This window comes from Albirhodobacter sp. R86504 (assembly GCF_042466415.1).
GTDB lineage: Bacteria > Pseudomonadota > Alphaproteobacteria > Rhodobacterales > Rhodobacteraceae > Albirhodobacter.
In genome coordinates, this window is record NZ_JAXHCH010000002.1 from 2815551 (window position 1) to 2827969 (window position 12419).

Below are 12419 nucleotides of genomic sequence, written 5' to 3' on the forward strand. Positions count from 1 at the left end.
TTTACCGCGTCGACACGGTTGATCGGGCGCACTGTCCGACATGCCCGTTGAAAGGGGAGCCTCATGCACGCCTACCGCAGCCATACCTGCGCCGATCTCACCGCGAAAAACGCTGGTGACACTGTTCGTCTTTCCGGCTGGGTGCACCGCGTGCGAGATCACGGTGGCGTTTTGTTCATCGATCTGCGCGATCATTACGGCATGACGCAGGTGCTTTGTGACGCGGATAGCCCTGCGTTCAAGGCCCTCGAAAAAGTGCGCTCGGAATGGGTGATCCGTATCGATGGCACGGTCAAGCTGCGCGACGCGAGCCTTGTGAACGCGAAAATCCCGACCGGTGAGATCGAAGTTTACGTTCGTGATCTGGAAGTTCTGGGCGCGGTTGAGGGCGAATTGCCTTTGCCCGTTTTCGGCGAGCAAGAGTACCCCGAAGAAACCCGTCTGACCTACCAATTCCTCGATCTGCGCCGCGAAAAGCTGCATAACAACATGATGTTGCGTTCGAATGTCGTGCGTCACTTGCGCAATGCGATGTGGGATCAGGGGTTCAATGAATTCCAAACGCCGATCATCACCGCGTCCTCGCCGGAAGGCGCGCGTGACTTCCTCGTGCCTTCGCGCCTGCATCCGGGCAAATTCTACGCTCTGCCGCAAGCCCCACAGCAGTTCAAGCAGCTGATCCAAGTTGCCGGTTTTGACCGTTACTTCCAGATCGCGCCTTGCTTCCGCGACGAGGATCCGCGCGCGGACCGGTCGCCGACCGATTTCTACCAGTTGGATGTCGAGATGAGCTTCGTGAAGCAAGAAGACATCTTCGCGACCGTTCAGCCCGTGATCCAAGGCGTGTTTGAAGCTTTCGGTGAGGGCAAGTCGGTCGACACGCATTGGCCATTGATCGCATATAAAGACGCGTTGAAGTGGTATGGTTCGGACAAGCCGGATTTGCGTAACCCGATCAAAATGCAGGAAGTGTCCGAGCATTTCGCCGGTTCCGGTTTTGCCATCTTTGCCAAGCTTCTGGAGCAGGAAGGTACGGAAATCCGCGCCATTCCAGCGCCCACGGGCGGTTCGCGCAAATTCTGTGATCGGATGAACAAGTTCGCGCAAGAACAAGGCCTGCCGGGCATGGGCTATATCTTCTGGCGCAAGGCCGAGGATGGCACGACCGAGGCGGCTGGTCCGCTCGCTAAAAACATCGGGCCGGAGCGCACCGAAGCGATCCGCGTACAGCTTGGCCTTGGCGAGGGCGATGCGGCCTTCTTCTTGGGCGGAAAAGCCGAAGCGTTTGAAGGGGTTGCAGGGCGCGCGCGCAATGTGATCGGCGAAGAACTCGGCATCGCCGAAAAGAATTGCTTCAAATTCGCGTGGATCGTTGATTTCCCGATGTTCGAGAAAACCGACGACGGCAAAATTGACTTCTCGCACAACCCGTTCTCGATGCCGCAAGGCGGGATGGAGGCGCTGCAAGGCGATCCGCTTCAGGTTTACGCCTATCAATATGATCTCGCTTGCAACGGCTATGAATTGATTTCGGGCGGCATCCGGAACCACAAACCGGAAATCATGTTTAAAGCGTTTGAGATCGCGGGCTATCCAGCCTCGGAAGTGGAAAAACGCTTCGGTGGCATGGTGAAAGCGTTCAAATACGGCGCCCCGCCGCACGGTGGTTGCGCCGCCGGGATCGACCGGATCGTGATGTTGCTGGCCGATGAGGCGAATATCCGCGAAGTCATCATGTTCCCGATGAACCAACGCGCCGAAGATTTGATGATGGGCGCGCCGTCCGAGCCGATGAACGAGCAGCTTCGCGAATTGAACCTGCGCGTGATTCCGCGCGACTAAACCTGCCTCACGGCGAAGTGTTGCCGTTGGGCGCGCGGGGAAACCTGCGCGCCCTTTCCATTTGTCATGACCCATGGCTAAGTATTTTGGGGCGCAGGTCTGATTGGAGATGTTGATGGAGTTTTCAACCATTGCCGCGGCGCGGTTCGGATATGGTCCGTCCCCCTACATGCCCACTCCCGCCAATGCGGCCGACTATCTTACCGCCCTGCGTGGCGGGGATGCGATGGCCGAGCGTTTCCCGATTTTTAACGAAGGCGATGGTGCCAGAATGTTGGCCCAATATGCCCCGCTTTCACGTGCAGAGCGCGAGGGGCAGCCCAACGGTAAAGAAAACTTCAAAGCACTTCGTGACGAGATCAATGATATCATCGTCGCGGGTCTGCGCGCGCGGATTGCGCGTGCGATCGAAGACCCGACGGGCCTCCGCGAGCGTCTTCACCAATTCTGGACGGATCATTTCACGGTCGTTGGTCGCTCCTTACGCGATCATCCTATGACTTTGGAACATCAGGAATTCGCCGTGCGCCCGCATATGACAGGGCGGTTTGGCGATCTTTTGAAAGCCGCGGCAACCCATTCGGCGATGCTAACCTATCTTGATCAGCATCTGTCGATCGGTCCCAACTCGGCCATTGCCAAAAAACGCCCGCAAAAAAATCGCGGGCTGAACGAAAATCTCGCGCGCGAGGTGATGGAGCTGCACAGTTTGGGGGTCGAGGGGGGCTATTCGCAGGACGACGTGCGTCAGCTGGCGGAACTGTTCACGGGGATGACCCATTCCAACACCAACGGTTTTGATTTCCGTCCGGGGTGGGCCGAACCCGGAGCGGAGACGGTTCTGGGCAAGCTTTACGGCGGCGGCACTGCTGGCATGGCCGATATCCATGCTGTCCTTGACGATCTTGCCGTTCACCCTGACACAGCCGCCCATATCGCGCGGAAATTGGCGGTGCACTTCACTTCAGATGCGCCGTCCGAGGCTTTGATTGCTGCGTTGCGAGAAGCCTATATGGATCATGACGGCGCCTTGATGCCGGTATACGAGGTGCTCTTGACGCACCCCGATGTGACTGGAAGCTTTGGCCAGAAAATCCGTCAGCCTCTCGACTTCATCGCGACTGCCCTGCGGACGTTGGGGGTTCGCGGCGAGGACCTCGTTGCGATGCCTTACAAGGATTTCCGCCCGATCATCCGTGCGCCGATGCAATGGATGGGACAAAAATGGATCCAGCCTGCCGGGCCCGATGGCTGGCCCGAGGAGGCGGACGCTTGGATTTCGCCGCAAGAGCTTGCCGCGCGGATCGAATGGTCGATGCGTGCACCGCAACACTTCGCCAAGTGGTTCACGCTGCCTGATAGCGATGCGGAAACCTTCATGCTGAGCGCGTTGGGGGAACGGGCCTCACCTGCTTTGAAATTTGCCGTGCCGCGCGCGGAAAGCCGCGCCGAGGCGATCGGCCTCGTACTTGCGTCATCCGAGTTTAACCGGAGATAAATGATGAATAACAAAGGCTTATCGCGACGTTTATTTTTGAAGAGTGCGTCCGTTTTAGGGTGCTCCGCGGCGGCGCACCCGTTCATGAACTCCATGACGTTCGCCTCGGCGCCCGGTGAGGGGCGTTTGGTTGTCATCATTTTACGCGGCGCGATGGACGGGTTGGACGTGGTCCAGCCCTTGGGAGACAAGGCGCTCGCCCTCCACCGTAAGGTACTTTCGGGGGGCGAGGCGGCGGGTGCGCATGACCTGACTGGCTTTTTCGCCGCGCATAAGGCGCTGGGGCCGCTCATGCCGTTATGGGCGGAGGGCGAGCTAGGGTTCGTTCATGCGACCTCCACACCCTATCGCGACAAGCGTTCGCATTTCGACGGGCAGGATCTTTTGGAGGCCGGAACGGGCGGCGATGTCGACCCCAGCTTGATGAAAGTCGGTTGGTTGAATCGCCTGTTGCAAGAGCTGCCGGATGCGCGCGCGGATACGGCCTTTGCTGTCGGATTGGACGAAATGCGCATTCTCGCGGGGCCTGCGGCAGCGATGTCATGGGCGCCTGAGGCCAAATTGCGCATCTCGTCGCAAGCGGAGCTTTTGCTCAGTCACATATACCATGACGACGACCTGTTCCGCGATGCGGCGGAGGAGGCGATGGCCATTTCAAGCGCGGGCGCTGACCCCGCGACGATGGATGCGGCTGCGCTGGATGAGGCGGGTGACATGATGGCGGGGCCGACGGCTACGCCGGAGGCTGAAGGCAAAATATCCCCGACGCGCGAGATGGCGTATTTCGCGGCGGATCGCCTGAACGGGGACACCCGGATCGCGACGTTCTCCCTGAACGGTTGGGATACGCATCGAGGCCAACCCGCAGGATTGGGCGGCTCCTTGAACCGCTTGGCCGAGGCGATTCTTGGCCTGAAAGAGCGTCTTGGCGCGAACTGGTCGAAGACGACTGTGCTGGCAATGACCGAGTTCGGGCGCACGGTTCGCGAGAATGGGACACAAGGCACCGACCACGGAACGGGCGGGGCGATGCTGATGGCGGGCGGTGCCATTCGCGGTCAGAAAATTTACGGTGGGTGGCCAGGTCTTGGCGAAGGTGATCTTTATGATGGTCGGGATCTGATGCCATTGACTGACGTGCGCTCATGGGCGGCATGGACGATGCGTGCCCAATTTGGAATTGAACGCTCGACGCTGGAACGCTCAATTTTCCCGGGGCTGGATATGGGTGACGACCCGAAGTTTATGCTGTGAGTGTTTAAAGACCGAGCGCATTGGCCAATGTCGCCGCGATCGAAACCGACAACGAAATCAGGCCTATACCAAAAACAGTCCAATGCGTAGCGCGCGCGAGAGCATCGTTGGCAAGCGCGGATTGCAAAATATCTTTCATGGCCGTCTCCTGTTGCAGCGACGTCTAAACTCCTTCTGGATTGGGGCGAAACTCGGGCGCGTTCGGACCGATATCAGGGCTTTCTCGATGCATTAGCTTACGGGTTGGATACGTTCAGGCAATTGCTGCGCCTCAAGGGCTGCGCTAGGCTACGTCCTCAGGTTGAGGGTTTCGCGGTTGCACGCAGTTGGGGGTTGATATGAAACAGTTTGGAGCCCCGTTGGGCGATTGGAATGCCCCTGCAGCGCCGGAGTTTACCGAGTTGCAAGGGCGGTTTGCGACGCTCGAGCGGCTTGATACCCGTCACGCGCATGAGCTGTATCGCGCCTATTCCGGTGCGGATGAGGTATTTGATTACCTGCCCTACGGGCCGTTTTCGTCCGAATCGGGCTACATCCGCTGGGTCGGAGAACGCGCGACACAAACCGATCCATATCTGCTCGCGGTGCGTGATATCGCGACAGATATGGTTGGCGGTGTCATGGGCTTGCTGCGGATCGATACCGCAGGCGGTGTCGTTGAGCTCGGCCATATCAATCTTGCGCCCTCTTTGCAGGGGACGACAACCGCATCGGAGGCGATGATCCTTTTAATCACTTGGGCGTTCTCGAGCGGTTATCGGCGTTTCGAGTGGAAATGTGACGCGCTCAACCTGCCGTCACGTCGTGCGGCGCAGCGGCTGGGCTTGAGCTATGAGGGCGTCTTTCGCCAAGCCGCACATTACAAGGGGCGCAACCGCGACACGGCCTGGTTCGCAGCGACGGATCAGGACTGGTCCGCGTTGCAAGTCGCCTATGAGGCATGGCTGCGTCCCGAGAATTTCGATGACGCGGGCCAACAGATAGAACGCCTCTCTGATTTGACACGTCTCGTGAGAGTGTCATCCGATCCGGCACTGGCGCGCTAAGGGTCGTTTCTCTGCCGACCAGCTTAGAACGTAGATCCAGAAGCGAGACGTTCGCGCACAAGGCCGGACAACAAGTGGAGTTCGCGGGCCTCGGAGCGTTCAGTTCTCTTGCTCAATGCCAATGCGGCACGCGCGAGATCGGTGTCATGTGCGGACCGCGCCACGCCCCCCAGAAATTGCGAGATATAATCGAGGGCCGCGTCGGTGGGTGTATCGGACAGCACCTCAGCCGCATGTGTGAGGTCATCGCGCAGGGCAATAGGATCGGGTTCGACCCGCTCGTCAGGTAGGAGCCGCAGACCTTGGGGGCGCATGTCCGCTGGTAGCCCCGCGAGAACCACATTTTGGAACGTTGACAGGCTTTCGATCGGCTTGGCCAGAAACCCGTGCGCCCCGGCCGCGCGCGCCATCGCTTCGCCTTCCGGATCACCAGAGGTGCCCAGAATCACAGGCATCGCGACAGCGTGCTGCCGGATTTCGCGGATCAGATCTGCGCCGCAACCGTCGGGAAGACCCATGTCGATGATCACAACCCCCGGACGGTAAGTTGAGAGATGGCGATGCGCCGAGCGCAGGCAATCTGCCCGCCGAATCCGCGCGCCAGATCGCAAGCAGAGCAGTCGCATTGCCTCCGACGCAAACCGGCTGTCTTCAACGACAAGAACAGTCACGCCGAGCAGCGGTCGGTTGGTCGTCGCTTGTGCGCGCGAGAGATAGGCTTGGAGGTCGGTTGACATAAAAAGTCTCCTGGGCGAGTGCGTTTGGGGTAGGCCGTATCGGCGCGGGATCGTCAGCGCGCCGCCACACGGGAGCGACTCGCTTGTTATATTAGGCGGAAGAATGGATAACGTTTGGTAAACGCGGCAAGGCGCTTGCCATGCATCCTGCGGGCCGTGACGTTTTGGCGTGACAATATGCCAGCTGGCGCAGGCGGCTGGGATGCTTCATCCGCTTAACGCGGCGGATGTCGGGGGCGCTATGGGAGTGGCGCTTGGTTAATACAGGGAGAAAGATATGATTGGACGGTTGAATCACGTCGCCATTGCGGTGCCTGATTTGGAAGCGGCATCGGCGCAATATGCCAATGTGTTGGGGGCCAAGGTGAATCCGCCGCAGGACGAGCCTGATCACGGCGTCACGGTTGTGTTTATCGACCTGCCCAATACCAAGATCGAATTGCTTTACCCGCTAGGTGAGAATTCTCCGATCCAAGGCTTCCTCGACAAGAACCCTGCCGGAGGCATTCATCATATCTGCTATGAGGTGGAAGATATCGCCGTCGCGCGCGATACGCTTGTGGCGTCGGGCGCGCGCATCTTAGGCACGGGCGAGCCGAAAATTGGAGCGCACGGAAAACCGGTGTTGTTCCTGCACCCGAAAGACTTTAACGGCTGTCTGGTCGAATTGGAGCAAGTCTGATGAGTATCACTGGCGGGATCATTCTTTATGCTGTGACGTGGTTCATGGTGTTTTTCTGTGTTCTGCCGGTGCGGTTTGTCAGCCAGGCGGACGCGGGCGAAGTGGTGCCCGGCACGCATCGCTCGGCCCCCGCGAATGTTGACGATCTTGGGCGGAAGGCAAAAATTACGACCGGAATCGCCGCGGCGATTTGGGCGATTGCCGCGTTTATCATTCTTGGCGGGTTTATCACGCTGGAAGATCTGGATGTGTTTGGCCGGATGGCGCGCTGATCTGGCCGATGAAAATGCCCGCCTTATCGTGAGATAGGCGGGCTTTGTTTTGCGCGGTGACGGGGGCTGCGTTACTTGCGCCCGGTCATCTGGTGGAAAAGGTGCGTAAAACTCGCAGCCCCCAAAACGGGGATCACGAGGTTGACGAACGGGATGGAGAGCGGGATCGCCATCAAGACGCCTGCCGTCCAGATCATCACCCGATTTTGCGTATAAAGCGCCTTCGCAGCATCAGGATGCATCCGCCGCGTTGCGACCATCTGGAAGAACTCACGGCTCAGCAAATAGCCGTTCATACCCCAAAAAATGAGCGGTGCGATGAAGAAAAAGAACGGCAATAGCGCCAAAGCTATGAGGTTGGCGGCGATTATCGTTCCGAAGAACCGCAAAGTTTCCTCGACGCTTTGGGCAAACGGCTTGGGCGCGAGATCTGGCAGACCGGGATAGTGGCGGGCCTCGACGTCATCCGCGACCTCCTCCAAAAAGAGCCCGATGAAAGCGGAGGCTACAGGCGCCATCAAAAACACCGAAAGCCCCATCATCAACAACACCGATCCGCCCGAGGCGAGGCTGTCGACCCAAGTGACCTCACCGACAAACGGCAACGTCAGCTGATCGGGGATGAGCCAGCTCACCAGCTTTGCCACGACAATATAAAAAGCGATCAGCAGCGCGAGCGCGAGGCCGACCCCTTTAAGCAGGATTTTAAGAGCGCCGGGGGTGAATAGATCGCCAAGAGCGCGGAAAAATGAAGTGAAGATCATGCGCTGACCCATGTTGTAATCGCGTCAATGTCTGGGCGCGGGCGCTCAGGGGGGGGCGAGCCTTCCGTGCCGATATGGATCAGCCCTGCGACCCATTCGCCCTTACCAAGGCCAAAGGCGTCTTGTGCGAACCCGCGCTCATGCGCGACCCAACCCGTCAACCAGCTCGCGCCCCAGCCTGCGGCCAATGCGGCGTTTACCAGCCCCAAACATACCGACCCTGCGGAGAGGATCTGTTCGATTTCCGGAACTTTTTCCGTGCTGCGGGGGACATAGACCACCGCAACGCACAGCGGGCTATCGGCAAATTGCGCGACCCCTTTGGGCAGTTTGTCGGGCGCAATGCCAAGCGCCGCACCCTTGTCCGCAGCCAACCTTGCTAGCCGGTCGAGGGCGGCACGTTCCAGCACGATGAGGCGCCATGGCTCCAATTTTCCGTGGTCGGGGGCGCGGACGGCGGAGGTGAGCAGGGATGTGAGCGCGGCGCGGTCTGGCGCCGGGCCCGTCAGGGTTTTCGCCGGTCGCGAACGCCGCGTCGCAAGGAATTCCATTGCGGCGGGGTTGGGACGGGCGGGATTTATGGTCATATCGGCCTCCGGTCTGTGACGGGGAAGATGTCGGGCCTCGGTGCGTATTTTGCAAGGGCTGGCCGCGGTTTAGATGCGCGGGGCGGCGGGGTTCTGGCCGGCGCCAGTTCCGGGGCGACTTTACGCCGATATGCGGCGGCGCTAAGCCTTGGGTATGAATATCGCTCACCTCGCCATGGAGGCCGCCGAAATCAAAGTGCGGGTCACGCCGAAAGCTTCAAGCAATGCGGTTGAAGCGCGGGACGGACAATTGCGCGTCTATGTCACCTGCGTGCCCGAGGGGGGGAAGGCGAATGCCGAGGTGCAAAAGCTCTTGGCAAAGGCCTTGGGGGTTGCGAAATCGAACCTGACGTTGATCCGCGGGCAAACATCGCGTGACAAGGTGTTTCGCGTCAATTTCTAGCGCCAAGCGCTAACGAAACGGACCATCCCTATTCTTGCGCCTCATTCGCAGGGACGCTGCGCAACCGGTAGACCCCTTCAGGAAGATCGAGCGCGGCGGCAAGCTCGCGCAACTGCGCATGCGAGAACGTGACTTGAACCACCTCGCCAGTCTGATCGTTGAGCTGTTCGATCGTCACGCAATCCTCGAAAGAATTGATCGTGATATCTTCTTGCAGGTAATCGGCGGGGTTATCCCCCTCGTCGACAAGGGTGATGACGGTCGCGTCAAATTCGTGTTCGATGGTAAACATAATGCAATGGTATCTCACGCAGATGTTTCTGCAAGCGCAGAAAACCGCGCATCACGCGCGCGCGACCTCTTTCGCGCTCACGCGGCTGTGCGTATGAGGGATGGAGAGCAACAGGTATTGAAAGATATCTGATACGGGACGCGCCACGATCTCTTTACGAGGGCGGCGGCGAAAGGGCCAAGGGAAACGGCAAAAGATGCGGATGTTCAGATGGCTGATGGCTGCGGGTTTGGCGATGGGGGTTGCGGGGTGTGATGTGCCGCAATCCGGCGCGACTTTGCCGCGCGCGGATGGCCCGTCTGCGCCTGTCGTGCAGGCATCTGATCTGCCGACGCAACTCACGCCGCAAATGGCCGCCCGCAATTTCATCACCGTTGCGCAACGGATGGAACCGCAAATCGAGGCCGAATGCGAGGAGCGCACGGCGGGGCAGGGGCGGAGCTGTGATTATCAGATCGTTGTGGATGACCGACCGGATCAAGCGCCAAACGCGTTCCAGACATTGAACGATGAGGGAGATCCGATCGTCGCTTTCAATCTTGCGTTGATCGCGACCGCTCAGAATATGGATGAACTCGCCTTCGTCATGGGCCATGAGGCGGCGCATCACATCGCGGCGCATATCCCGCGCACCGAGAACACGGCCCTGACGGGCGCATTGATTTTGGGGACTTTGGTCGCGGCGGCGGGCGGTGACGAGACATCGATCCGCACCGCGCAGGAATACGGCGCATCCGTGGGCGCGCGGGCGTATTCGCAAGATTTCGAGCTGGAGGCGGATCGCCTCGGGACGATTTTGACATGGAATGCAGGCTTTGATCCCGAACGTGGCGCCTTGTTCTTTGAGCGGCTGGGCGATCCGGGGGACACATTCCTTGGTACGCACCCCGGAAACGCGCGGCGTCTCAGTGTGGTGCGCGAAACGGTGGCGCGCTTGCGCAGCGGTGCCGAAAGCTAGGCGCAGTTAAGAGCGAGCGCTGAGCATGCAGATTGCATCGCGCCCCGATCGCGCTAGGTTTTAATCCAGCGGCAACTTTAGATTGTTGCGCCTCTAAAAACGCGGCAACGCCGGAGGGTGCGCGTCGGGTGCGCGTCGGTCAACAGTCTGCGGGGGAACAGGATATGCCATCGAAATTTATCTGGGCGCTGCGCCGTCTGTTTGACGAGATTTGGGTGACAGTGGTCGCTTACGGTGTGCTTGGCGTTTTCGTGGCGTTGATCGGGCCGTTGGCCGGGCGCTTCGTGCCAGACGGGGCCTCCTACAAGCTCGGCGCAGATGCGGTTGAGCCGATCCTCGAAATTGTTGCATCATCGATGCTGACCGTAACGACGTTTTCTCTGTCGATTATGGTCGCCGCTTACAGTGCGGCGGCGGTGACTGCGACGCCGCGCGCTTTGGAACTCTTGCTCAAGGATCGCACAACCCAGCGCGTCCTCGCCAGTTTTATCGGTGCTTTCATCTTTGCGCTCGTCGGGATTATCGGCCTGCAAACAACTGTTTACGGCGACGAAGGACATTTTATTCTCTTCATTGCGACCATTCTGGTTCTCACGCTGATCATCGTCAATCTCGTGCGCTGGGTGTCGCATCTCACAACCTTCGGGCGGCTTGGCGATACGGTCGAACGCATGGAAAACGCGGCCGTCGCCGCGCTTGAGACGCGGATGAAAGATCCCTACCTCGGCGCGCATCGTGCGGGCGAGGTGCCTTCCGAGGCGCTAGAGGTTTGCGCATTGGAAGTGGGCTACGTTCAGCATGTCGATATCGCGCGATTGAACGGCATGGCAGTGGCCGCGAATTTACGGGTTTGGTTGATCGCGATGCCGGGTAAGTTTGTGCATCCTGCGGCCGCTTTGGTGCGGATCGCGGGATTGGACGGCCCGCCGCACTTACCGCGCGAGGCTTTGAGGGAGGTCGAGGCGGCGGTCCACGAAGCCTTCACCGTTGCGCAGCGCCGTACCTATGATCAAGATCCGGAGTTCGGCGCAATTACCTTGGCGGAGGTTGCGCAGCGCGCGCTGTCGCCCGCGGTGAATGATCCTGGAACCGCGATTGATGTGATCGGGCGGCTGTTGCGGATTTTATCCGGTGGGAGCGCGCGTGCCGATGCGGATTTGCGCTTTGCCCGCGTTTGGGTGCCGCCTTTGGATCGTGGGGCGATGCTGCGGCAATCGTTGGGGCCGATCGCGCGCGAGGGGGCTGCGTGCCGCGAGGTCGTTTTGCATGTCATCATGGCGGCGGACGCGCTCGCGAGAATGGCGCCGGACGCTTATCAGGGTGCAGGGAGGGATGTCGCCCGTGCGGCCCATATCCGCGCAAGCGCCGCCATGACCTTGCCCGAGGATCTCGAAGCGGTCACGGCGCGCCTTGCAAGGGCCGGATGGCATCCGGCCCCAAGCGCGACGGGTGAGGGGGCCTGAGGCCGGTTAGAGGCTAAGCTTCTTGAAAATTGGCTCGGGGATGGCGCGGATAATCGTCATCACGACCTGCCAGATGGGCCGGACATAAATCACATTGCGCCCCGATTGCGTTGCCTTGACGATGGCCGTCCCGACTTCTTCCGGCTCGGCTGTGAGCTTTGCGGGCAGGTCCATGCCTGCGGTCATGGCGGTGTTCACGAAGCCCGGCAGGACGGTGACAACATGCACGCCCTTCTTCGCCAGACGGTTACGCAGGCCCGAGAGAAACGCGGTGAAGCCTGCCTTTGCAGATCCATAAACATAGTTCGTCGCGCGTCCGCGCAGACCCGCCACCGACGAGATACCAACAAGAACGCCCGAGCCGCGTGCCTCCATCCGGTTGGCCAGTTCGGCAAAAATCAACGCCGGACCCTCAAAATTGGAGCGCAGCACGAGAGACGCCTTCACCGGATCGGCTTCATTGGCGGCTTGTTCGCCCATCAGCCCCACCGCGATCACCGCGATTTGAGGCAAGCTTGGCAGCGCATCGATCAGCGCGCCGAAACCCTCAAAGTCCAACACATCGAACTCGTGAGTGGTCACGGCGACGTTATAGCGGTGCGTCAGATCGGCGGCGTCATC

Annotated in this window: 15 protein-coding genes; 9 read left to right on the forward strand and 6 right to left on the reverse strand. The window is 59.8% G+C overall.

The window, feature by feature from the left end; genetic code table 11:
- The first annotated feature begins 63 nt into the window (after positions 1 to 63).
- From aspS to SJY32_RS15580, 3 genes are all read left to right on the forward strand, one after another.
- Complete coding sequence (gene aspS, locus SJY32_RS15570; protein ID WP_376877475.1) at positions 64 to 1842, forward strand: aspartate--tRNA ligase; 1779 nt, start codon at positions 64 to 66, stop codon at positions 1840 to 1842.
- A 115-nt stretch (positions 1843 to 1957) separates the two neighbouring features.
- Positions 1958 to 3340 (forward strand): DUF1800 family protein, encoded by a 1383-nt coding sequence (locus SJY32_RS15575; protein WP_376877478.1) that lies wholly within the window; start codon positions 1958 to 1960, stop codon positions 3338 to 3340.
- 84 nt (positions 3341 to 3424) lie between these two features.
- Positions 3425 to 4594, forward strand: a complete 1170-nt coding sequence (locus tag SJY32_RS15580; protein ID WP_376877481.1) for a DUF1501 domain-containing protein — start codon at positions 3425 to 3427, stop codon at positions 4592 to 4594.
- A 4-nt stretch (positions 4595 to 4598) separates the two neighbouring features.
- Here SJY32_RS15580 and SJY32_RS15585 read toward each other — a convergent pair whose 3' ends face one another.
- Positions 4599 to 4733, reverse strand: a complete 135-nt coding sequence (locus tag SJY32_RS15585; RefSeq protein ID WP_376877484.1) for a hypothetical protein — start codon at positions 4731 to 4733, stop codon at positions 4599 to 4601.
- A gap of 199 nt (positions 4734 to 4932) precedes the next feature.
- On the opposite strand from SJY32_RS15585, the gene SJY32_RS15590 reads away from it, so the two are divergent.
- The gene (locus SJY32_RS15590; protein WP_376877487.1) at positions 4933 to 5640 is read left to right on the forward strand and encodes a GNAT family N-acetyltransferase; all 708 of its coding nucleotides are present in this window, start codon (positions 4933 to 4935) and stop codon (positions 5638 to 5640) included.
- Positions 5641 to 5663: 23 nt separating this feature from the next.
- Here the strand turns inward: SJY32_RS15590 and SJY32_RS15595 are convergent, their stop codons facing one another.
- Complete coding sequence (locus tag SJY32_RS15595) at positions 5664 to 6377, reverse strand: response regulator (RefSeq protein ID WP_376877490.1); 714 nt, start codon at positions 6375 to 6377, stop codon at positions 5664 to 5666.
- A gap of 277 nt (positions 6378 to 6654) precedes the next feature.
- Between SJY32_RS15595 and mce the strand changes: the two genes are divergently transcribed.
- Both mce and SJY32_RS15605 read left to right on the forward strand, forming a co-directional pair.
- Positions 6655 to 7059 carry a methylmalonyl-CoA epimerase gene (gene mce / locus SJY32_RS15600; protein ID WP_376877493.1) on the forward strand — a complete coding sequence of 135 codons (405 nt, stop codon included), beginning with the start codon at positions 6655 to 6657 and terminating at the stop codon, positions 7057 to 7059.
- The gene (locus SJY32_RS15605) at positions 7059 to 7331 is read left to right on the forward strand and encodes a DUF1467 family protein (RefSeq protein ID WP_376877496.1); all 273 of its coding nucleotides are present in this window, start codon (positions 7059 to 7061) and stop codon (positions 7329 to 7331) included. The genes mce and SJY32_RS15605 overlap by 1 nt, the downstream gene beginning before the upstream one ends.
- Before the next feature lie 71 nt (positions 7332 to 7402).
- Here the strand turns inward: SJY32_RS15605 and SJY32_RS15610 are convergent, their stop codons facing one another.
- Both SJY32_RS15610 and SJY32_RS15615 read right to left on the reverse strand, forming a co-directional pair.
- Positions 7403 to 8095: an EI24 domain-containing protein gene (locus SJY32_RS15610; RefSeq protein WP_376877499.1), complete on the reverse strand. Its 693-nt coding sequence runs from the start codon at positions 8093 to 8095 to the stop codon at positions 7403 to 7405.
- A complete protein-coding gene (locus SJY32_RS15615; RefSeq protein ID WP_376877502.1) occupies positions 8092 to 8682 on the reverse strand; it encodes a nitroreductase in 591 nt (196 codons plus the stop codon). Before SJY32_RS15615 ends, SJY32_RS15610 begins: the two co-directional genes overlap by 4 nt.
- Before the next feature lie 154 nt (positions 8683 to 8836).
- On the opposite strand from SJY32_RS15615, the gene SJY32_RS15620 reads away from it, so the two are divergent.
- Positions 8837 to 9085: a DUF167 domain-containing protein gene (locus SJY32_RS15620; RefSeq protein WP_376877505.1), complete on the forward strand. Its 249-nt coding sequence runs from the start codon at positions 8837 to 8839 to the stop codon at positions 9083 to 9085.
- A 28-nt stretch (positions 9086 to 9113) separates the two neighbouring features.
- On the opposite strand, the gene SJY32_RS15625 is transcribed toward SJY32_RS15620, so the two are convergent.
- Entirely contained in the window at positions 9114 to 9377 is a 264-nt protein-coding gene (locus tag SJY32_RS15625) for a hypothetical protein (RefSeq protein WP_376877508.1), read from the reverse strand.
- A gap of 202 nt (positions 9378 to 9579) precedes the next feature.
- Between SJY32_RS15625 and SJY32_RS15630 the strand changes: the two genes are divergently transcribed.
- Together SJY32_RS15630 and SJY32_RS15635 are read left to right on the forward strand one after the other, a co-directional pair.
- Positions 9580 to 10335, forward strand: coding sequence for a M48 family metalloprotease (locus SJY32_RS15630; RefSeq protein WP_376877801.1), 756 nt, complete (start codon positions 9580 to 9582; stop codon positions 10333 to 10335).
- A gap of 164 nt (positions 10336 to 10499) precedes the next feature.
- Positions 10500 to 11798, forward strand: a complete 1299-nt coding sequence (locus tag SJY32_RS15635) for a DUF2254 domain-containing protein (RefSeq protein WP_376877510.1) — start codon at positions 10500 to 10502, stop codon at positions 11796 to 11798.
- 6 nt (positions 11799 to 11804) lie between these two features.
- Here the strand turns inward: SJY32_RS15635 and SJY32_RS15640 are convergent.
- Positions 11805 to 12419: SDR family oxidoreductase (locus SJY32_RS15640; protein ID WP_376877513.1), on the reverse strand; the 615-nt coding region annotated here is incomplete at its 5' end.